This window comes from Dermacoccus barathri, assembly GCF_015070805.1.
GTDB classification, from domain to species: Bacteria; Actinomycetota; Actinomycetes; order Actinomycetales; family Dermatophilaceae; genus Dermacoccus; species Dermacoccus abyssi.
In genome coordinates this window covers 65,571-86,509 of the sequence record NZ_JADCTK010000007.1, presented here as the reverse complement: position 1 = coordinate 86,509, position 20,939 = coordinate 65,571, and the positions used below count along the sequence as shown (strand labels likewise).

The 20,939-nt window shown below is 70.4% G+C and carries 18 protein-coding genes; 11 read left to right on the top strand and 7 right to left on the bottom strand.

The genetic code is table 11. The features are described 5' to 3' along the window. Positions 1-192: 192 nt before the first annotated feature. The gene (locus tag IM689_RS13005; RefSeq protein ID WP_047310299.1) at positions 193-906 is read left to right on the top strand and encodes a ferritin-like fold-containing protein; all 714 of its coding nucleotides are present in this window, start codon (positions 193-195) and stop codon (positions 904-906) included. 67 nt (positions 907-973) lie between these two features. On the opposite strand, the gene IM689_RS13000 is transcribed toward IM689_RS13005, so the two are convergent. The 3 genes from IM689_RS13000 to IM689_RS12990 all read right to left on the bottom strand — a co-directional run bounded on the left by IM689_RS13000 (position 974) and on the right by IM689_RS12990 (position 2,458). Continuing rightward, positions 974-1,252, bottom strand: coding sequence for a GlsB/YeaQ/YmgE family stress response membrane protein (locus IM689_RS13000; protein ID WP_047310298.1), 279 nt, complete (start codon positions 1,250-1,252; stop codon positions 974-976). Positions 1,253-1,493: 241 nt separating this feature from the next. Beyond that, the gene (locus tag IM689_RS12995; RefSeq protein ID WP_047310297.1) at positions 1,494-1,715 is read right to left on the bottom strand and encodes a DUF3107 domain-containing protein; all 222 of its coding nucleotides are present in this window, start codon (positions 1,713-1,715) and stop codon (positions 1,494-1,496) included. Positions 1,716-1,822: 107 nt separating this feature from the next. Then, on the bottom strand, positions 1,823-2,458 hold the full coding sequence (locus tag IM689_RS12990) for a TetR/AcrR family transcriptional regulator (protein ID WP_227484845.1): 636 nt from the start codon (positions 2,456-2,458) through the stop codon (positions 1,823-1,825). A 93-nt stretch (positions 2,459-2,551) separates the two neighbouring features. On the opposite strand from IM689_RS12990, the gene IM689_RS12985 reads away from it, so the two are divergent. The 4 genes from IM689_RS12985 to IM689_RS12970 are packed head-to-tail and all read left to right on the top strand — an operon-like array spanning position 2,552 to position 10,790. Further along, positions 2,552-3,736 (top strand): ThiF family adenylyltransferase, encoded by a 1,185-nt coding sequence (locus IM689_RS12985; protein WP_193644310.1) that lies wholly within the window; start codon positions 2,552-2,554, stop codon positions 3,734-3,736. After that, a complete protein-coding gene (locus IM689_RS12980; protein WP_319803889.1) occupies positions 3,733-4,080 on the top strand; it encodes an MGMT family protein in 348 nt (115 codons plus the stop codon). The genes IM689_RS12985 and IM689_RS12980 overlap by 4 nt, the downstream gene beginning before the upstream one ends. Positions 4,081-4,125: 45 nt before the next feature. After that, positions 4,126-7,323 carry an ATP-dependent helicase gene (locus IM689_RS12975; RefSeq protein ID WP_227484844.1) on the top strand — a complete coding sequence of 1,066 codons (3,198 nt, stop codon included), beginning with the start codon at positions 4,126-4,128 and terminating at the stop codon, positions 7,321-7,323. Continuing rightward, positions 7,320-10,790, top strand: coding sequence for an ATP-dependent helicase (locus tag IM689_RS12970; protein ID WP_319803888.1), 3,471 nt, complete (start codon positions 7,320-7,322; stop codon positions 10,788-10,790). Before IM689_RS12975 ends, IM689_RS12970 begins: the two co-directional genes overlap by 4 nt. Positions 10,791-10,806: 16 nt before the next feature. Here the strand turns inward: IM689_RS12970 and IM689_RS12965 are convergent, their stop codons facing one another. Then, positions 10,807-11,961 (bottom strand): phosphotransferase, encoded by a 1,155-nt coding sequence (locus IM689_RS12965; protein WP_193644308.1) that lies wholly within the window; start codon positions 11,959-11,961, stop codon positions 10,807-10,809. 41 nt (positions 11,962-12,002) lie between these two features. On the opposite strand from IM689_RS12965, the gene nudC reads away from it, so the two are divergent. From nudC to IM689_RS12945, 4 genes are all read left to right on the top strand, one after another. Then, positions 12,003-12,944, top strand: coding sequence for an NAD(+) diphosphatase (gene nudC, locus IM689_RS12960; RefSeq protein ID WP_193644307.1), 942 nt, complete (start codon positions 12,003-12,005; stop codon positions 12,942-12,944). Between the two features lie 20 nt (positions 12,945-12,964). Beyond that, positions 12,965-15,085 (top strand): ATP-dependent DNA helicase UvrD2, encoded by a 2,121-nt coding sequence (locus IM689_RS12955; RefSeq protein WP_193644359.1) that lies wholly within the window; start codon positions 12,965-12,967, stop codon positions 15,083-15,085. A gap of 160 nt (positions 15,086-15,245) precedes the next feature. Continuing rightward, positions 15,246-15,494, top strand: coding sequence for a hypothetical protein (locus IM689_RS12950; protein WP_193644306.1), 249 nt, complete (start codon positions 15,246-15,248; stop codon positions 15,492-15,494). A gap of 152 nt (positions 15,495-15,646) precedes the next feature. Further along, a complete protein-coding gene (locus IM689_RS12945) occupies positions 15,647-15,922 on the top strand; it encodes a WhiB family transcriptional regulator (protein WP_047310292.1) in 276 nt (91 codons plus the stop codon). A gap of 41 nt (positions 15,923-15,963) precedes the next feature. On the opposite strand, the gene IM689_RS12940 is transcribed toward IM689_RS12945, so the two are convergent. Continuing rightward, positions 15,964-16,626 carry a hypothetical protein gene (locus IM689_RS12940; protein ID WP_047310291.1) on the bottom strand — a complete coding sequence of 221 codons (663 nt, stop codon included), beginning with the start codon at positions 16,624-16,626 and terminating at the stop codon, positions 15,964-15,966. Between the two features lie 155 nt (positions 16,627-16,781). Here IM689_RS12940 and IM689_RS12935 point away from each other — a divergent pair, with 155 nt between their 5' ends. Both IM689_RS12935 and IM689_RS12930 read left to right on the top strand, forming a co-directional pair. Beyond that, positions 16,782-17,429: a M48 metallopeptidase family protein gene (locus IM689_RS12935; protein ID WP_227484843.1), complete on the top strand. Its 648-nt coding sequence runs from the start codon at positions 16,782-16,784 to the stop codon at positions 17,427-17,429. Positions 17,430-17,570: 141 nt separating this feature from the next. After that, positions 17,571-18,557 (top strand): NAD(P)H-dependent flavin oxidoreductase, encoded by a 987-nt coding sequence (locus IM689_RS12930; RefSeq protein WP_193644305.1) that lies wholly within the window; start codon positions 17,571-17,573, stop codon positions 18,555-18,557. Positions 18,558-18,621: 64 nt separating this feature from the next. On the opposite strand, the gene IM689_RS12925 is transcribed toward IM689_RS12930, so the two are convergent. Both IM689_RS12925 and IM689_RS12920 read right to left on the bottom strand, forming a co-directional pair. Continuing rightward, positions 18,622-19,212, bottom strand: a complete 591-nt coding sequence (locus IM689_RS12925) for an NUDIX hydrolase (RefSeq protein WP_319803887.1) — start codon at positions 19,210-19,212, stop codon at positions 18,622-18,624. Continuing rightward, on the bottom strand, positions 19,209-20,882 hold the full coding sequence (locus IM689_RS12920; RefSeq protein WP_193644304.1) for a zinc-dependent metalloprotease: 1,674 nt from the start codon (positions 20,880-20,882) through the stop codon (positions 19,209-19,211). Before IM689_RS12920 ends, IM689_RS12925 begins: the two co-directional genes overlap by 4 nt. Between the last annotated feature and the right edge of the window lie 57 nt (positions 20,883-20,939).

Genomic DNA, 20,939 nt, shown 5'->3' with positions numbered 1-20,939 from the left:
CCGGAGCGAAGGAGGGCCGATCGGAGGTCTTCTCGTTCACTGCGCTCACGCGGGGAACGACCTTGGGTGGACCTTGGGGGCGGCGGAGGGCCGACCTCGGTCGCGGCATCGTGGCCGACCGGGCACCTGCTGTCCGTTTCAGTGTACTCGCCGCGCGACGAAGCAGTGGCTGCGGGCGATAGCATCGCCTTCATGAGCGACTCCGTGACGCCCGCGCCCGCCACTGCCGTCCTGCGCACCCTCGACGACCCGGACTACCGGGCCGGGGTCGTGGATCTTCTGAGCGTCATCGCCTACGGCGAACTCTCCGGAGCCTTCGCCACCGTCGACGACGCCTCGCGTGCGCCGCGCCTCGACCACAAGCTGGCTCTCGCCCGCATGGCGCGGATGGACTTCGACCACTACGAGGAGCTCGCTGCTCGGCTGCGCGAGATCGGCGCCGAGCCCGAATCCTCGATGGAGCCGTTCACAGCCGCCATCGACGAGTGGCACCGCCGCACTCCTCCGGCCGACTGGTACGAGGGCCTCATGAAGGCCTATGCAGGCAGCGCTATCGCGAACGACTTCTACGCAGAGATCGCCCGCTACGTCGACCCCGAGACCCGCGCACTCGTCGAGCGCGCGGTCGGCGCTGACGAGCAGGATGCCTTCGTCAAGCAGGTGCTCGCCGAGGCGATCGCCCAGGATCCGCGCCTCGGCTCGCGTCTTGCGCTCTGGGGGCGCCGACTCGTCGGCGAGGCGCTCAGCCAGGCCCAGCGTGTGGCCGCCTCCCACGACGCCCTCACGGCCCTACTCGTTGACGACGGCTCGGGCGTCGGCGCCGACCTCGCCGAACTGACGCGCATGTTCGAGCGGCTCACGACGAACCACTCCGAGCGAATGCAGGCGCTCGGCCTCACGGCCTGAGGCCCCCGCCCGAGACGCAAAAATCCCCCGCAACCAACCGGTTGCGGGGGATTTTCGTGCGCGAGGATCAGACGCGCGTGGTGTTCTTGCGACCCGTGATCGACAGGTAGACCGTGATGAGGATCGCGGCGATGATGACGCCGAGGATGAGGGCGATCCAGTCGATGCCCTTCGTGTCGCTCTTGCCGGAGATCGCGGTGTAGATCGAGGAACCCGCGACCGAACCGATGATGCCGAGCACGATCGTCATGAGGATCGAGATGTTCTGCTTGCCCGGCATGACGAGACGCGCGAGCGCGCCGATGATGAGGCCGGCAATGATGGCGCCGATGATCGTACCGATCATGATGAACTCCTAACAGTGATGGCCGGGGCGTGTGTGCCCCAACGCTTCTGCTCTCACCTAAGCGAATTTTCAGGTCACTTTCAACTATCCACCCATGTGGGTGTGTTATCAGCGCCTTCGGGGCGAGGCCGAATTTCCGAGGTGAATAGGGCATCCGCGCTGGTCGGAGAGAGCTTGTAAAGACCGAGGCGCCGCCGCCCCGAAGTCGGGACGGCGGCGCCTCGAGGACGGCTCGGGGCGCTCAGCCGCCGAAGCCGACGCGACCCTTCTGCTCGGCCGCGATGTCGACATAGGCGAGCGCCGACGTCGGAACGGTGACCGACTGGCCCTTCTCGTCCATGAGCGTGAGCGGCGTGCCGCTGCTCAGGGCCTCGCCGACGGCCGCGCGCACGGCCTCGGGCGACTCGTTCGATTCGATGACGATCTCTCGGGCGACGTTCTGAACGCCGATACGGACCTCCATGGCCCCTCCTCTTGTCTCGGTGAAGTCTTGGTCAATGGTGACGGGTGCGGTTGTCTCTACCCGCTTCCGCGGGCGCCAGTCACCGTGGGCCTGTTGAGGTCAACGCCTCAGCCTGCGATTTCATCCCCGCCGGTCTTCGGGAATCCGGTCAGTCCCCTCCAACCGAGGATGCCGACGATGCGTGCGGCCTCCTCGCGGGGAATCGGCGCACCCTGGGCCACCCAGTAGCGCGCGACGACCTGCGACATGCCGACCAGGGCGACGGCGACGAGCCGGGCCTGCTCCTCGGGCAGGCCGGTGTCTTCACGCACGACCTGCGACACGATGTCGGCGGTGTCGTCGAGGCTGCGCTCGACGCGCTCGGCGACAGCGGGCTCGTTCGTCAGGTCGGACTCGAAGACGAGGCGGAAGCCTGCGTCCTCACGCTCGACGAACTCGAAGAAGGCCCCGACGGCGGCGGCGACACGTTCGTTGTTGTCGGTGGTCGACCCGACGGCCTTGCGCACCAGTTCGGGGAACTCGCGGGTGTGCTGGTCGAGCAGCGCGAGGTAGAGGTCGAGCTTGCCGGGAAAGTGCTGGTAGAGCACGGGCTTGCTGACGTGCGCCCGCTCCGCGATCTCGTCCATCGCGGCGCTGTGGAACCCCGACTCGACGAACACCGACTGCGCGGCCTCCATCAACTGGGCTCGCCGGGCCGAGCGGGGCAGACGTCCGCGCTTGGTGGGGTCGTCCGTGCCGGTCATCGGGTGAACTCCTTCGTCGGCGGTCATAGGCTGGGTGTGACTTTAGCGCCCCGCCCCGCCAGAGCGGGCGGCAGCTACCGGGAAGGAACATCTGTGGCATCGTCGCGACCACTCGACCCGGGCGAGCGCCTGCGTTACGCGCGCCACCTGACGCTGCCCGGTGTGGGCGAGGCGGGTCAGCGCGCGCTGCGTGACGCACGGGTCCTCGTCGTCGGCGCCGGAGGTCTGGGGGCGCCCGTCGTCTCGTACCTCAGCGCGGCCGGGGTCGGGGTCATCGGTGTCGTCGACGACGACGTGGTGGAGCGTTCGAACCTGCAGCGGCAGGTCATCCACACCGAAGCCGGGGTGGGCGAGGCCAAGGTTTCCTCCGCGGCACGGTTCGCGTCGCAGCTCAACAGCGGAGTGACGATCGTGGAGCACCGGGTCCGCCTCGACGCCCGGACTGCGCTCGAGATTCTTCCCGAGTACGACGTCGTCGTCGACGGGAGCGACAACTTCTCGACGCGTTACGTCCTCAACGACGCGTGTGTCGCGTTGCGCCTTCCCTTGGTGTGGGCGTCGATCTCGCAGTTCTCGGGCCAGTTCGGGGTGGTCGTTCCGGGCGTCGGCCCGTGTTATCGCTGTTTGTTCCCGCGCCCGCTCGCGGACGGCGAGGTGCCGGACTGCGCCGTCGGCGGCGTGCTCGGCGTGTTGCCGGGTGTAGTCGGCACGATGGAAGCGGTCGAGGTGATCAAGCTCGTCACCGGCGTCGGGGAGACGGCCCGCGACGGGGTCTGGCTCTACGACGCGCTCTCGACGAGCCTGACGCGGTTGCCGCTCGCGCGTGACGCGCAGTGCGTCGTGTGCGGTGACGGGGACCAGCGTCTGTTCGAGGGGCTCGACGAAGCCGGGCGGGGGAGTGACGTCGGGGCCAGTGGGGCCGAGGTGGGCGAGGTGTCCGAAATCGATGCTGCGGAGCTGGCTGCGCTCGGTGACCCGTTCGTCGTCGATGTTCGGGAGCAGACGGAAGTGGACGCATCGCCCGTTCCCGCAGGGTGGGGTGAGGTCGTGGTCCGGCCGCTCAGCGCGTGGGAGTCGTCGACGGGCCGCGAGCTCCTCACCGCGGCACAGGGCCGTGACGTCGTCACGGTCTGCGCGGCGGGCGCACGTTCGGCCCGGGCCGCGCGGGTGCTGCTCGATGAGAGTCGCGAGCAGACGGGACCGCGCGTCATGTCGCTCGCCGGTGGCCTGGCCGCATGGAAGGAACAGGCGGAGCCGAGGGCTCGTGAGCTCGAGTGAGCGCAGCAGGCGGGACATCTCGATCAGAACCTCGTCCGCACGAGAGGGCGCGTGAGGAACTGCGCGAGCGCGTCGTCGAGGTCGTCCACGACGTGCCCGAGGGCGCCGTGACCACCTACGGCGACATCGCCGCGGTCGTCGGAACCGGCGCCCGGCAGGTCGGCCGCATCATGAGCGAGGGCGATGCGGCCTGGCCGTGGTGGCGCGTCACGAACGCCGCGGGTCGCCTTCCGGAGCACCTGCAGGTGGAGGCGCTCGCGGCCTATCGCGAGGAAGGAACACCGATCCGCGGTGATCACGCCGATCTGCGTCGCGCGCGATGGCGCCCCGGGTTCGACGAATGACGCGGCGTTGCGCGGTTGTCGGTGGCAGGTGATGGGATGACGCACATGTCGACGCCACCGCTCCAGCTCCGCTCGATGCCGCGCGCCACACCCGGCGGCGACCCCGCGGCCGCGATGCTGTTCGATGCGACACAGCAGGCGGTGCTCGACGCGGACGACCGAGTGCTGCACGTCGTGGGCGCGCCGGGTACGGGCAAGTCGACGCTCGCGGTGGAACTCGTGGCTCAGGCAGTCCGCGACGGCCTGGCCCCGGACGCCTGCGTTCTGCTCTCGCCCACGCGCACGCTCGCCGGCGAGCTGCGGGCCAGGGTGACCACGCGCGTCGGAGGTACATCGAGCGAACCGATCGCCCGAACGCCGCAGGCGCTCGCCTTCGGCATCCTGCGCGCCCGCGCCGCTCTTGAGGGGCTTCCCGCGCCGCGGCTGCTCGCCGGGCCGGAGCAGGACGTGGTGATCAAGGAGTTGCTCGCGGGACACCGCGCCGGGCTGGGCCGTGTGCCGAACTGGCCCGCCGATCTGAGCGAGGCACTGCCCACCCGCGGCCTGCGCAACGAACTGCGTGACCTGCTCATGCGTGCCGTGGAGTGGGGCCTTTCGTCGGACGAGCTGGTGGCACTGGGCCACGAGCACGGCCGACCCGAGTGGTGTGCCGCGGCGAGCGTCCTCGACGAGTACGACGACGTCACGGCGCTGTCGCGCCCCGGGGCGTTCGACCCGGCGTGGATCCTCGGCGCGGCCGCCGAGGCGCTCCGCTCGAACGACGACCTGCTCGCCCAGTACCGCTCGCAGTTCTCGCTCGTCGTCGTCGACGATGCGCAGGAGCTCACCCGCGCAGGCGTCGTCTTCCTTCGAACGCTCGTCGGGGCAACGCAACGACTCGTGCTCATCGGAGACCCGGACGTCACGGTGCAGGGCTTCCGGGGAGCCGACCCGCGCTACATGGCCGAGGTCGCCGAGGATCACGGCGCCACGCGGCGTCTCACGCTCGGCGTGGGGCATCGCGCGCCGCGCGCCCTGGCGGCCGTCCGCGAACGCGTCAGCGCCCGTATCGGTGCGGTCGACGGTGCGGCGCACCGCAGCGTCACCACGCGACCGGGCGGTCAGGTCCACGTCGCATTGCTGCGTAGCGCCTCGCAGGAGGCAGCGCACATCGCCGGTACGTTGCGCCGCTCCCACCTCGTCGACGGGGTGGCCTGGCGCGACATGGCGGTCATCGTGCGCGGCTCCGGCATGACCACGGCGCTGCGTCGGGCGCTCAATGCCGCCAAGGTTCCCGTCGCCATCCCGCCCGCCTCACTCGCGCTGCGGGACGAACCGGCGGTACGTCCTTTCCTGGCCGCCCTCGACCTCGTCACAGCGGGGGAAGAGACGGTGCCCGGTGACCTCGCGCTCGATCTGCTCACCTCCCCGCTCGGCGGGGCGGATCCGGTCGTCCTGCGGCGGCTGCGGCGTGCGCTGCGGCGCGAGGAACTGGCACTCGGTGGCGCTCGCACCTCCGACGAACTACTCGGTGCTGCGCTGTTCGAGCCCGTCCTGCTCGCGTCGCTCGGCCCGGAGGGCACCCCGGCTCGTCGGGTGGCGCGTGTCCTCGACGCCGGACGAGCCGCGTTCGCCCAATCCGGTGAGTCCGGCGACGCGGAGCACGTGCTGTGGGCCATGTGGCAGGCCAGTGGTCTCGCCGAGCCGTGGGAGGCGAACGCCCTCAGCGGTGGCGTGGCCGGCACTCGAGCCGACCGTGACCTCGACGCCGTCGTCGCGCTCTTCGGGGCAGCGGCCACATACGCCGACCGGTTGCCCGGCGCCGCGGTACGCGACTTCCTCGACCACGTGCGCGGCCAGGACGTTCCCGGTGACCGCCTCGTCGCGGCGGCGCCGGACGACGACGCCGTCGCGCTGCTCACGCCGGCCGGCGCGGCCGGACGCGAGTGGCACACCGTCGTCGTCGCCGGGGTTCAGGAGGGCGTCTGGCCGGACCTTCGGCTGCGTGGTTCGGTCCTCGGCTCGGAGGAACTCGTCGACATCCTCGCGGGCCGTGGCCGTTCGCTGGCCGCGCGTCAGGCCGCTGTGCGGTACGACGAGACACGGCAGTTCGCCATGGCGGTCAGCCGCGCGCGCGAGAACCTTCTCGTCACAGCGGTTCGTGACGACGACGAACAGCCGAGCGTCTACCTCGACATCGTCGACCCGCTCACCACGTCGGCCGGAGCGGACGCCTTGCGCGAGTTCACCTCGGTGGCACGCCCCATGACGTTGGCGGGTGTCGTGGCGGAGGCGCGCCGGATGCTCGCCTCCACCGACGAGATCGAACGGGACGAAGCCTCCCGGCGCCTCGCCCGCCTCGCCGCAGCCGGTGTTCCGGGCGCTGACCCGAGCAGTTGGTGGGCCCTCGTCGCCCAGTCCGACGACCGACCGGTGCGCGCCCCTGAGAGCGTCGTGCGGGTGAGCCCGTCCAAGGTGGAGAGCTTCCACCGCTGTTCGCTCAACTGGCTGCTCACGACGAACGGTGCCTTCGGCCCTTCGATCGGAGCAAGCACCATCGGCACCCTCGTCCACGAGATCGCGCAGGAGTTCGCCGACACCGATCCCACCGCGATGCAGGCCGCGCTCGATGAACGCTGGCCACGTCTCGGGCTCGGCCAAACCTGGCTGGCGAGGGTCGCCAAGGAACGAACGAGTGGCATGATCGGCCGGCTCGAGGGCTATCTCGCCGACGCGAAGGCAGACGGTTGGTCCGGCGCCGGAGTCGAGCGGCCCTTCAGTGCCGTCATCGGCCGGGCCAAGATCTCCGGCATGGTCGACCGGCTGGAGAGCCACGACGGCCGCGGCCTGCGCATCATCGACTACAAGACGGGCGGGTCCAAGCCCAACGATGCCGAGGTGGCGGCGCACCCGCAGCTGGCCGCCTACCAGGCCGCGCTCGAAGCGGGAGCCTTCGGTCCGGGCGTGACGAGCGGCGGCGCCGCACTCGTTCAGCTCGGCAAAGCCGCCGGCGACAGCAGCCGAAGTCCCGCCAAGCTCCAGGTGCAACCGCCCCTCGTGGCCGACGAATCCCGCCAGGATCCGGACGGGGACGAGGCTTCGACCGAAGCCTCCGTCGGAACGAGCGCCTGGGCGCGCGACCTCATGGAACGCACCGCCGACGGGATGGGCGCGGCTACGTTCCGCGCCGCCATCAACCCGGGATGCACGATCTGCCCGGTCAAGAGTTCCTGCCCTCTCCAGCCGGAAGGACGCACGCTGTGAGCGACATCCCCACCGAGCCCGCCACGGCTGCGTCGAACGGTCGGCGGTACGTCAGCGCGGACGAGATCGCGGACGCCTTGGGGCGCTACCGGCACACGCCGGAGCAGAAGGCCGTCATCGAGGCTCCGCTCGAGCCGCTGCTCGTCGTGGCAGGTGCGGGCTCGGGCAAGACCGACACGATGGCCTCACGGGTCGTGTGGCTCGTGGCGAACGACATCGTGCATCCTGCGCAGATTCTCGGGCTCACCTTCACGCGCAAGGCAGCGGGTGAGCTCGCCGAGCGCATCGGGCAGCGCCTGCGCCTGCTCGAGGCGAGCGGGCTATGGAAGCCACAGGCGGACGAGGACGGCACCGAAGGCCTCGGCGAGGCGCCCACCGTTTCCACCTACAACGCCTACGCCGGGCGCATCGTGAGCGAACACGGGCTGCGCCTCGGCATCGAACCCGACTCCCGGATGCTCTCCGAGTCGGCATCCTGGCAGTTCGCCCATGAGGTCGTGGCCTCGTGGGACGGCGACATGTCCGACATCACGGTGGGTGAAGCGAGCGTCAGCGCGGGGGTTCTCGCCACGAGCGGCGAACTCAAGGAACACCAGCGCGACGTCGACGATCTGCGCGCCTACTACGAGGGCCTGCTCGCCGGCCTCGAAACGATCCCGTACGCACCCCGCAAGCGCAGCCTGGGAGACGCTGGAAAGGCGCTGCGGATCAAGGCCAAGGGACATCTTCAACTGCTTCCGCTCGTCGAGGGTTATACGCGGCTGAAGGCCGAACGCTCGGCCCTCGACTTCTCCGACCAGATCGCCTTCGCGGCGCGATTGGCGGAGCGCTTCGAGCAGATCGGGGAGGGGGAGCGTCTGCGTTACCGCGCGGTTCTGCTCGACGAGTTCCAAGACACGAGTGCCGCGCAGATCAGTTTCCTCGCCTCGGTCTTCGCGCGCGGTGAGCAGCGTCCCGGCGTCATCGCCGTCGGTGACCCGCACCAGTCGATCTTCGGTTGGCGTGGCGCGAGTGCCACGACGCTCGCCTCGTTCCGTCAGGAGTTCGCTCTGCCGGGTGAGGACGTGACGCCGGTGGCGTCGCTGTCGACGTCGTGGCGCAACGACCAGGCCGTCCTCGATGTGGCCAACGTCGTGGCGGCGCCCCTCACCCTGGCTTCCCGTGTTCCGGTCGAGCCGCTGCGTGCGCGTCCTGACGCCGGGCCGGGCACCGTGCAGGCGGCCCGCCTCGAGACGGATGTCGAGGAGGCGCGCTACGTCGCGCGGTGGATCGCGGAACGACGTGCCGTCGTCACTGCCGACGGGCACGAGCGAACAGCAGCCGTCCTGTGCCGCAAGCGCTCTCAGTTCGTCCCGGTTCTCGAAGCCCTCGACGCCGAGGGTATCCCGGCCGAAGCCGTCGGCCTGGGCGGCTTGTTGCAGACCCCCGAGGTCGTCGATCTCGTCTCGATGCTCTGGGTCGTCGACGATCCGGGTCGAGGTGATCACCTCATGCGGCTGCTCACCGGTCCGGCCATGCGCCTGGGCCCGGCCGACCTCGACGCCCTCGGCACGTGGGCCCGTGAACTGCACGAGCGTCAGCGCGAGGAGGCCGCTGCAGCGCTCGCGCGTGCCGCCGAATCCGCCGGCAGCGCAGGGGAGGGCCAGTCCCCGGGCCGTTCGGAGGGCGAGGTGTCACCGGGTCTGCTCGCGCCGGTGGCGCGCCGGGAGGCAGATCTCGCCGAAGGCACCCGCGACGACATCAGCCTCGTGGAAGCCATCGGTGAACTGCCAGACGAATCGTGGCGTGGGCGGGACGACGAGCGCTTCTCGCCGGAGGCGTTGGCTCGGCTGGCGGGCTTTCATACCTCCTTGAACCGACTTCGTCTGCTCACCGGTTTGCCGCTGGCCGACTTCGTGGGTGAGGCCGAGCGAGTGCTCGGACTCGACATCGAGGTGCTCGCGCGGCCGGGGCACGATCCGTCGACGGCGCGCGCTCACCTCGACGCGTTCGCCGACGTCGCCGGTACCTTCTCGGCGCAGGCGGAGCGTCCCACGCTCGGAGGGTTCCTCGACTGGCTCGATGCTGCACGTGAGGAGGAACGTGGCCTGGAAATGCCGGCCATCGAGGTGAACCCCCGGGCCGTTCAGGTGCTCACCGTGCACGCGGCCAAGGGCCTCGAGTGGGATGTCGTCGCCGTGCCCGGCCTCGTCGAGGGTTCCTTCCCCGGGCTCGACGGGCGAACGCAGGCGGCCGGCGACGAGTGGGCCTTCTCGCAGCACAAGGTCAAGGGTTGGCTCTCGGGCCTCGCGAGCATCCCGTACGACCTGCGCGGCGACCGAGGCGGCCTTCCCGCGTTCGGCTGGCGAACCGCCGCTGACTCGGACGACCTCAACGACCGTTACGGCGTCTACCGGGAGGCGGGCCAGGCTCACGAGCGTGTCGAGGAACGGCGCCTGGCGTACGTTGCGTTCACCCGCGCTCGCTCGGAGATGCTCCTCACCACTGCGCCGTGGACGAGCGGGAGCAAGTCGCCGCGGTTGGCGTCGAGCTTCCTCGAGGAGGTGATCGCCGCCGACCTGGCCGAGGTGCTGCAGTGGTCGCCGATGCCGCCCACGCTCGTCGACGGAGAACCTCCGACGAACCCCCTCGAGGAGAACGCGCACGAGGTCATCTGGCCCGTCGACGCGATGGCCGATCACCGCGCAGCCATGACGCCTGGTGCCCGCCTCGTCGAGCAGGCGCGCGAACGTCTCGCCGAGGGCGAGGACCTCGAAGCACCGGGTCAGGCCGGCCTGCCGCTCGAAGGCACCCCGGAGGACCGCGACCTCGAGGTCGAACTCCTTCTCGCAGAGCGCGCTCGTGAGCGTCGGCGTGAGGATCGCTCGGTCGTGCTTCCCTCCCACCTGTCGGCCTCGGCCGTCGTCGCGCTCGCGAGCGATCCGGCCACGTTCGCGCGGCGCCTGCGTCGACCCATGCCGAGCGAGCCGGCGGTCGCCGCGCGCCGCGGTACGGCGTTCCACGCCTGGGTCGAGCAGCACTACGGCTCGGCTGCGCTCGTCGATGTCGACGAGCTGCCCGGATTCTTCGACGAGGAACCAGCCACCGATGACGCCCTGCCGCGCCTGAAGGAGAACTTCCTCGCGAGCGAATGGGCCGCGCGCACCCCGCTCGATCTCGAGGTCTCCGTCGAAACGGTCGTGGCGGGCTACGCCATTCGCGGTCGCATAGACGCCGTCTTCGCGCGCGCCGACGGTGGCGTCACCGTCGTCGACTGGAAGACAGGCGCCCGCCCGGACGCCGCGACGTTGCGCCATCGCAGCCTTCAACTCGCCACGTACGCCCTCGCGTACGCGCGCCTCAAGGGGCTCGACCCGGCCATGGTCGACGGGGCGTTCTTCTACGCCGCGAGCGGAGAGACGTACCGCCCGCCGATGCAGACCCAGCGTGAGATCGAGGAGTTGCTCGTCACCGCCACCGAGGGGTGACGGAAGCCGAGCGAGCTCAGCTTTCGCGTTGTGGCAGGCGGGTCTTCGGGGTGTCGGCGTCCACGCGGGTGGCACCCGTGGAGGTGGCTCCGTCCTCGGCCGGGGCGTCGCCCTCGGCGCGGGCCACCCGCACCGGAATCTCCACGGTGAGATCGTCGTCCGGGGCGAGGTCGCCCTCGCCGACCGACTCGATGTCGGCGGGGTCGAGGGGAGCTTCGAGGTCGATCGGCTCGACGCCTGCACGGCGCGGCGGCGGAACGAGGCTCGTGTCGTCCTCCATGTCGAAAGCGAGCTCTTCGAGAGCTTCCGCGTGGTACTCGACCAGTTCCTCTTCGCCCATCGTGCGGCTCGCGAGCAGTGCGTAGGCGAGTTCCATCTCGCCCATGAGGCGGATGCGTCGTTCGAGGTAGCTGTCGGGACGGTCGGAGCGCTCGGCGGCGTACGCCTCGAATGCGGTGTCGAACGCCTGTTGCGGGGCGTGTGTCCACAGGAGGGAGAAGTCTCGGGCCGGGTCCGCGACGCCGGCGTGCTCCCACCCGGTGATCGCGCTGACCTCACCCTCGTCGACGAGAACGTCCTCACCGCGCAGCGGGCCGTGCGTCACGCACGTGGAGAAACGCCAGAGCTCGGGCGCCTCGAGGGCCTCTTCCCAGCGGGAAAGCAGCGCAGACGGTACGCGTTTGGTGTCGGCCGCGCGATCGAGATCGGCCAGCAGGCGCTGGCGGTAGGTCTCGGCGTCGTAGCTCGGAAGCCCGGCTTCCTCGACAACACGCGGATCGACGTCGTGAAGCTTCGCGAGGGCGACACCCACGGCGCGCGCCGCCGCGGTGCGTCCCTGCAGGTCGTTCCACTCCAGGGCGTTACCGCGCGGCTGGGCGTAGACGGCGACCGCGGGCCCTTCCTTGGGGCGGGCCGAGCCCTCGACCCGCGGAAGGTCGAACGCAAGGCGGCGGTCGAGGAGCTGGACGAGCGCGTCCGAGGCAGCGAGTTCGGCACCCGCGGCACCCGTCAGGGCCGAGCGCACCACCCAGACACGGCCGTCCTGGCCGGTGACGTGGGCGCTCTGGTAGACCGCGCCGGCAGGCACGGCGAGACCTTCGACCTTGACGGGGCGGATGCCGGGCACGGCAGCGTCGGCGAGGGCAGCGAGAAGGACGGGGGAGCGCAACACCCCTTCACCGTATGTCGGACCCGCCGCCTACGCTGGGAGGCATGCCCGACGCCACGCCTTCTTTGCCGAATCTCCTGCTTGCGTCGTCGGAGATCGACCGTGACGCAGCGGCCCGCGCCGGGCACGGTTTCGTCCGTGGGCTGCTGCAGGACGCCTCGACGAAGGTGCTCGAGGTCTTCGGTGATCGCACGGCGCTGGACGGGCGTGCGCTCGGGTGGCGGGCGCCCTCCGCAGCCGACCTCGACTGGTACGAGAACGAGGGTGTCGTGCTCTACCTGGGGCGCGCGGGTGAGTCTGTTCGCCTCGCGCTTCTGCGTCCGGCCGACGACTCCCGCGAGGATCTGCTCACGCTTCGTCATGTGGCCCTCGACCTCGACCACGACGACCTGGCGGCCCTGACGACGGCCGTTGCGCTCTCGCACTGGCACGCCACGCACGGGCACTGCCCGCGTTGCGGTGGCGCCACGCTGCCGCGTCAGGCGGGATGGGTGCGCTACTGCCCGAACGACGGGTCGTCGCACTTCCCGCGCACCGATCCCGCCGTCATCATGGCCGTCGTCCACCCCGGTGAGGGCCGGGACGACGAGCGCATCCTGCTCGCCCGGGGGCCGCGCTGGAAGGGCCCGCACCGCTCGGTGCTCGCGGGCTTCGTCGAGCCCGGCGAATCGTTCGAGGCCGCCGTCGCACGGGAGACCTTCGAGGAGTCCGGCGTCGTCGTCGACGACGTGCGCTATCTCGGTAACCAGCCGTGGCCGTTCCCGGCCTCGCTCATGGTCGGTTTCGTCGCCACGGCTCGCACGACAGCGCTGACCCCGGAGGACGGCGAGATCGAGGAAATCGGCTGGTATTCGCGCGCCGACGTCGATCGCGGCCTCGCCGAGGGCACGCTGCGGTTGCCGGGGCGCATCTCGATCGCCCGCTCCCTCATCGAGCACTGGTACGGCGCCGAGCTGCCCGACGGCGTCGAAGGGGGCAGCGCGTGAGCTCCGTCTCCCCAGGGACGATGGATGCCGACGCGGTGCTCGAAGGGCTCGACCCGGGGCAGCGCGAGGTGGCCGCGAACCCGCTCGGCCCCATGGTCGTGCTCGCGGGTGCGGGCACCGGCAAGACCCGCGCCATCACACACCGCATCGCCTACGGTGTCCACTCCGGTGCGCTCGTCGGCCAGCGCACCCTGGCGGTCACGTTCACGGCCCGCGCGGCCGGTGAGATGCGCACGCGACTGCGCGATCTCGGCGTCCCGCAGGTCGTGGCCCGCACCTTTCACTCGGCGGCACTCAAGCAACTGCAGTACTTCTGGCCCCAGGCCATCGGTGGAGGAGCCCCCGAGGTGATCAAGACGAAGGGCAGCATCGTCGGCGAGGCGGCCGGGCGCCTGCGCCTGCAGATGGACCGCACTGCACTGCGTGACGTGGCCTCCGAGATCGAGTGGGCCAAGGTCTCGATGCTCACTCCGGAGACCTACCCCGTCGCGGCTCGACGAGCCGGCCGTCAGCCGGCCGACCTCGACCTGACGGCCATGGCGCGGCTCCTCGACGCGTACGAGGACGTGAAGTCCGCGCGCAACGTCATCGACTTCGAGGACGTGCTGCTGCTCATGACCGGCATCCTCGCCGAGCGCGAGGACATCGCCCGCACCGTGCGCGATCAGTATCGCCACTTCATCGTCGACGAGTACCAGGACGTCAACGCCGTCCAGCAGCACCTGCTGTCGCTGTGGCTCGGCGAGCGCAAGGACCTGTGCGTCGTGGGCGACCCGGCCCAGACGATCTACTCGTTCACCGGCGCATCGCCCAGTCATCTGCGCACGTTCGCGTCGAAGTTCGAGGGCGCGAAGCGCGTCGAACTCGTGCGCAACTATCGCTCGACGCCGCAGATCGTCACGCTCGCCAACGAGGTGATGAAGAAGGCCGACCGCGCGTTCGGCAGCGTGACGCTCCAAGCCCAGCGCGGGTCCGGCACGACGCCGCGCCTCGTCACCTACCCCGACGATGCGGCCGAGGCGCGCGGCGTCGTGGAGGACATCCGCGCCCTCCTCAAGGCAGGGGAGAAGCCGAGCACCATCGCCATCCTCTTCCGCACCAACGCCCAGTCCGAGGCCTTCGAGACGGCGCTCGCGGATGCCGACGTGCCGTACCAGATCCGCGGGGGCGAGCGGTACTTCAACCGTGAGGAGGTCCGTCGGGGCATCCTCCTGCTGCGCGGTGCAGCGCGTAGCGACGACGGCTCCAAGCCCCTGCCCGACACCGTCGCCGACGTCCTCATGGGCGCCGGGTGGTCGCCACATCCGCCAGCTGCCGGGGCCACCCGCGAGCGGTGGGAATCGCTGCAGTCGCTCGTGGAACTGAGCAAGGACGTCGCGCGCACCGTGCCCGGCGCCCAGGTGCGTCAGTTCGTCGCCGAACTCGACCGCCGGGCCGCGGAACAACACGCACCGAAGGTCGAGGGCATCACGCTCGCCTCCCTGCACTCGGCCAAGGGGCTGGAGTGGGATTCGGTCTTCTTCGCCGGTGCGAGCGACGGGCTGCTGCCGATCATGATGGCCACGACACCCGAGGCGATCGAGGAGGAACGACGCCTCATGTACGTCGGCATCACGCGAGCACGCAAGAACCTCTCCCTGAGCTTCGCGCTGGCCCGTCACGAGGGCGGACGGGCCACCCGCTCGCCGTCCCGTTTCCTCGACGGCACCGGTTCGGTACTGGAAGGAGCGGCCGCTGCGCGCCGTCCGGGCGCTCGCAGCACCCGGACGAGCAAGCCCGTCAAGGCGGCGAAGTGCCGCACCTGTGGCCGCGATCTCGACACGGCCGCCGAGCGCAAGATCGGGCGCTGCTCCGAATGCCCGGCCACCTACGATGAGGGGCAGTTCGAGGCCCTCAAGACGTGGCGACGTGGCGCCGCGCAGCGCGACAAGGTGCCGGCCTTCGTCATCTTCACCGATGCGACGCTCGTCGCCATCGCCGAGACGCGTCCGACGACGCCGGCGGGGCTGCGTGCCATCTCCGGTGTGGGCACCTCGAAGGTGACGAAATACGGCGCGTCCGTGCTCGCAGTCCTCGCCGGCGCCGACCCGGAGGCAGAGGTCGAATCGCCGAGCGCCTTCGGAGAGTTCGACCCGGCCTGACGCGGATTTCGGGGCCGCGAGAAATCTCACCGTTAATTCGGTTGCCCGCTTCTCGATAGCCCGACTACTGTGTTCTCACATCACGGCGGATGCCTTGCATTCGCGTGAGTAGAACCGAGAAAGCTCCGCTCGCCGAGCGGACCGACCAGGGAGGTGCCTCATGGACATCATCACCACGATGACGACGTCCGCCTCCCTGCGCGCTGCCCGCGCGGCCTGCGGCACGGGTTTCACCTTCGATCTTTCGGGGTACCCGTCTGCCCTGGGTCACGCCGGCGCTGAGCGCACCGGCGCCGTCCTCGCCGCCGCACAGAAGCCGAGTATCGCTTCGGCCGGTGCCCGCGGCTTCGGCAAGCGTCGTCCCCACCTTTCTCGGTTCTCCCCGCATCCGCTCGGGGGTCTGGTGTAGTCACACATCAGCCTTCGAAGCGAAGCCGCGAGATCCGAAACCCGGGTCCGCGGCTTCTTTCGTGTCGATGAGATGTCGACACGTCGAGCCGGTGGACCCGCCCGAGACACATCGCCCGATGAGCGGGCGTCATCCGTGAAGCGAGGAACACCATGACCGCATTGTTCGAAGACCTCATACCCGTGGCGGTGGCCCAGGTAGAGACTCCCTGCGCCACCGCCGACCCGGAACTGTGGTTCGCGCAGCAGCCTGCCGACGTCGAGTTCGCCAAGGCCCTGTGCAGCACCTGCCCCGTCGTCCGGGCGTGCCTGGCCGGTGCCAAGGAGCGCGAGGAGCCGTGGGGCGTCTGGGGCGGTGAACTGTTCGAGCGCGGCGTCGTCGTGCCGCGCAAGCGTCCCCGCGGCCGCCCCCGCAAGAACGCGGCGTGATGCCGTCACCGGTCACCGCGGCGGTCTGCGCCCGACGGGGCTCAGGCCGCCCGGCGGCACGAGGCGGTGCACGACCAGAGGCGGTGCTCCACCTGGGGCGCCGCGATGTCGAAGGTCAGGCTCATCGAGAGGGCGTTGACGTTCGACGCCGTGAACGAGCGAACGAACAGGCCGGCGGCCCCGGCAGCGAAGGCGTGAAGCGCCGGAGCGACCGGGGTCTCCGGCCTGACCGTTGCCGCGGCGAAGGCCGGGTGGACGCAGTCGGGACACGGCCCCCCGGCGCCCGCGACGGGGCCGACCGTGACGGTGCGTGAGGTGAAGGCCAGAGGAAGGACGGCCGGTCGAGGTCCGATCAACGGCCCCGGCAGATCGGGCACGTCCCCGATCGCTTCGTAGCGCCACGGCAGAGCGCCGATGAGCAGGTCGGGGGCGGGCACGGGACGGCGTCCGTCCCATTCGCCGACGGCGTCGACGAGGCCGGCCACGACGGAGACGACGGGGCGCACGAGAGCATCCGGGCCGGTGACGAGAACGCGGCACGGTCGCCGGACGGGAGCGGCCAGTGATTCGGCGAACTCGTGCCACGCGCGGACCGCCGCGTCTGGCGCTCGCCTCGAGCGCTCGGGGTCCTCGGGCACGAGGTGGCGCAGGGCTCGCCGTTCGGCGACGTGCGGGGTGGGGGTCGTGCCGCTGGGCTGGGACATGCTCGCTCCTCGTGCCTGGCCACCGTCTCCTGGACGTGGCTTAGTCGACTCAGCGTGCCTCGCGTGTCGGGAAGCGAGTCCGCCGTTGTCCACAGCCGTCGCGGTTGTGGACAGGCGCCGGAGCGTTGTCAGCACTCTCCACTAGCGTTCACGTCATGACCAGCTCGAGCGATCGGCGCCCCACCCACCTCACGATCGACGACCAGCCCGTGGAGATTCGCCGTAGCAGCCGCCGTAAGCGCACCATTCAGGCGCGCTTCGAGGACGGTGTCGTCGTCGTGTTGGCGCCCGCTTCGATGTCGGCGCGAGAGGAGCGGCGCGCCGTCGAGGATCTCGTTCGGCGAGTGACGCGCAAGAGCCGCTCGGCGCGCAACGACGACGCCCTCATGGAGCGGGCGAGGCAGCTCAGCCGCACGTACGTTCCCGGTGCGCCGGTCCCGTCGTCGGTGCGGTGGGTGTCGAACATGACGAGCCGCTGGGCCTCCTGCTCACCCGCCGACGGTTCGATCCGCCTGTCCGACGCCATGGTGGGTATGCCCGCCTACGTCGTCGACGCCGTGCTCCTGCACGAGGTGGCGCACCTCGTGGAACGCGGTCACGGTGCGCCGTTCCAGGCCATCGTCCGGGCCGACCCGAAACACGACGTCGCGCAGGCCTATCTCGCGGGGGCGTCATTCGGAGCACGCCGCACCGCCGATGCGCTGCCTCAGCACGGCCTCGGCGACGACAACAGTGAGCGAGCCGCGACCGATGCCCACGCGGCGTCGTCGCCCGGTGACGACGCGCCCTCGGTCGTGCGCTGACCACTTCCTCCCGGGGCTCAGAGCTCGTTCGGGGCATCTCGGGTCGTGGGCAGCGTCGACCAAACCGTCCGGCTTCACCCTCGTGGGTCGGGGGTTTCCGGCACGCTGGAGGCACGTACCCGACGAAAGGAATTCCCAGGCATGCGTACACGGTTCACGGAACTTCTGGGCATCGAGCACCCGGTGGTTCAGGGCGGCATGATGTTCGTCGGACGGGCACCCCTCGCAGCTGCCGTCTCCGAGGCCGGTGGCCTCGGCATCATCACCGCCCTCACCCAGCCGACGCCGGCCGAGCTCGTCCGGGAGATCGAGGCCGCGCGAGAACTCACGGACAAGCCGTTCGGCGTCAACCTCACGATCCTGCCGAGCATCAACCCGCCGCCGTACGAGGAGTACCTCGACGCGATCATCGAATCCGGCGTGACGATCCTCGAGACGGCCGGCGCCAACCCCGAGCCGTTCATGCCCAAGCTGAAGGACGCCGGCATTCGCGTCGTTCACAAGTGCACGAGCGTGCGGCACGCGCTCAAGGCGGAGCGCATCGGTGTCGACGCGGTGAGCATCGACGGCTTCGAGTGTGCGGGCCACCCCGGCGAGGACGACGTGACGGGGCTCGTGCTCGTACCCGCGACCGCCGACGCGCTCAGCATTCCGTTTATCGCCTCGGGCGGTTTCGCCGACGGACGCGGGCTCGCGGCGGCGCTCTCCCTCGGCGCGCACGGCGTCAACATGGGCACCCGGTTCATGTGCACGACCGAGTCGCCCATCGCCGACGGCGTTAAGAAGGCGATCGTCGACGCCACGGAGCGCGACACCGAACTCATCTTCCGCCCGCTGCGCAACACGGCCCGTGTGGCGAGCAACAGCATCAGTCGCGAGGTCGTCCAGATCCTCGCGGACGGAGGCGAATTCGCCGACGTTCGCGATCTCGTTGCCGGTTCGCGCGGCAAGAAGGTCTACGAGGACGGCGACCTCGAGGCCGGTATCTGGACGGCGGGCATGGTGCAGGGCCTCATCCACGACATCGTCCCCGCCGGCGAGATCGTGACGCGTACGGTCGCCGAAGCGGAGAACATTCTGCGCCGGCTCACGGCGACCTTCTCTCTCGACGCCGAGGCGCACAGCTGACGCCCCGAACGCATCAGCCCGCCACCTCCGCGTGAGGTGGCGGGCTGAGCTTCGTGTCGGCGAATCAGGTTCGGGCGGAGAGGTTCTCGCGCGCCAGGTGGATCGCTTCGACGAGGGAGTCCTCGGTACCCGCGGGCAACGTGTAGACCGGCCACCACCGCACGTCGTCCGACTCGTCACTCATGACGAGGTCGCCGCTCCGGGCGATCGCGGCGTAGCGCAGGTCGAGGTGTTCACGGCACCAGTCGAAGACGGGCGGCAACGCGTGCGCGTCGACCTGGACGAGGTCGGTACTCACGAGGAGATCCCCGAGACCTGACTCCTCACGCCCCTCGCGGGCCGCCGCGTCGCGGACGCTCGCGTCGCCTGCTTCGAGGTGCCCGCCGAACTGGAACCACCGCTTCGCCTTGCCGTGCAGCGTCAACGCCACGTGCTCGAGTGACTCGTCGAGCACGACGAGTGAGGCTGTGAAGTGCGTTCGCACGCCGTGGCGCCACATGCACTGCGGCTCGGCCTCGAGGACGTCGAGCATCCGCGCTCGCGTCGCCTCCAAGGCGTCAGTCGGCGCCTGCCACGCCGTGAGCGCAGCGCGGGCGTCGTCGCGCAGGAGCACGAACCCCTCCGGCATGGGCTCTGCCTGGTGGGCGGGGCTCACTTCTCGGAGTCGGACGGACCCGAAGGCGCGTCGTCTCCGTCGTCGTCCTTGTCTTCGTCACCCTCGGAGCGGTTCTCTGCCGCACCGTGACGCGGGTCCGAGGCGTCGCCGCTCGGCCGCGCGTCGGGGTCGCCGGCCTTCGCGTCGCCGGAGTCCGGCGTGTCGGAGGTCGCGCCGGCGGTAGACGCGCCAGGAGCGTCATCGGCGCGGTCGGCGTCCCACTCGGCGCGCCCCTGCGTGAGCAGCGCTTCGAGCTCGTCGTCCATGGCGTCGCGTTCGGGCTGGGCCACCTCGGCGCCGGTGCGCTTGGCGATGTAGCCCTCCGGGTCGGCGATGTCGTCCGCGGTCGGAATGAAGTCGGGGTGACCCCACGCCTCGTCACGCGTGGCCGCGTCGGACGCCTCGGCGAGCTTGCGCCACAGGTCGGCGGCCTCGCGCATCTGGCGCGGACGCAGTTCGAGCCCGACGAGTGAGCTGAACGTCTTCTCGGCCGGGCCGGCCGACGCGCGACGGCGGCGCACGGCCTCGGAGAGGGCCGCTGCGTTGGGCAGGTGGCCGCGCACGGCCTCGTCGGTGACGACGTCGACCCAGCCCTCGACGAGCGCGAGCAGCGTCTCGAGGTGGGCAAGGGCGCGCTTCTGCTCCGGCGACGGCTCGGGGGAGAACAGGTTGCCGGCGAGGGCCTCCTGCATCGCCTCGGCGTCGGAGGGGTCGATGTCGCGCACCTTCTCCTCGATGGCCTCGGTGTCGATGCGGATGTCGCCGGCGTAGCTCTGCACGGCTGCGATGAGGGCGGCGCCCAACCACGGCACACGCTCGTAGAGGCGGACGCGGGCTGCTTCGCGCACGGCGAGGTAGAGGTGCACCTCACCGGCGTCGACCCCGAGGCCGTCGGCGAACGACGCGACGTTGCCGGGCAGGATCATCACGGCGTTCGGCGTGACGAGCGGCAGGCCAACCTCGGTGCCGGTGACTGATTCCCCGGCCAGAGCGCCGATGGCCTGGCCGACCTGCATGCCGAACATCGAACTGCTCATCTGCTTGAGCATCGGCGTCATCTGCGACGACAGGCTCGAGATGTCGAAGCCCGCGGGCAGCATGCCCTCGGGGATGCCGAGCTGGGAGAGGTCGCCGGCGTCCATCTGACCGAGCTGTTTCATCATCGCGTCGGAGACGGCGTTGCCGACGCCGGTGGCCACCGGCTCGACGACCTTGCGCCACGTGGGCATCGTCGCTTCGATCCACTCGCTGCGTGACAGAGCGCGGGGGCGGGCGCTCGGCGCGGCGAAGTCTGTGACGGCGTCGAGCCACAGGTTGGCGACCTGCGCCACCTGGGCGACATCGCTCTGCGTCGAGGCGGGGACGCTCGGGTCACCTTCAGCGGCGACGACGCGGCGGGCCACGTCACCGGCCATGCGCTCGTTGAAAGCAGAACCGGTGTCGCCGCTCATCATGGCCTGGAACTGGGCCTGCATCATGCCGAGCTGAGCAGGGTCGATGTTGCCCAGACCCATCTGGCGCAGGGCGTCGACCATGCCGGCGTCGGGGGCGCCGCCCATGAGATTGCGCAGCATGTCCTCGAGACCGTCACCGTTGTTCCGGTTCTCGTCGCGGTCGTCGTCGTCGTCGCGGCCCCCGTAGGGGTTCATCGGGTTGGGAACGTCGGGCATGGAAACCTCCGCACTGGGCGTCGTCGCTTTGCGACCGACACTACCGCTCGCACCAAC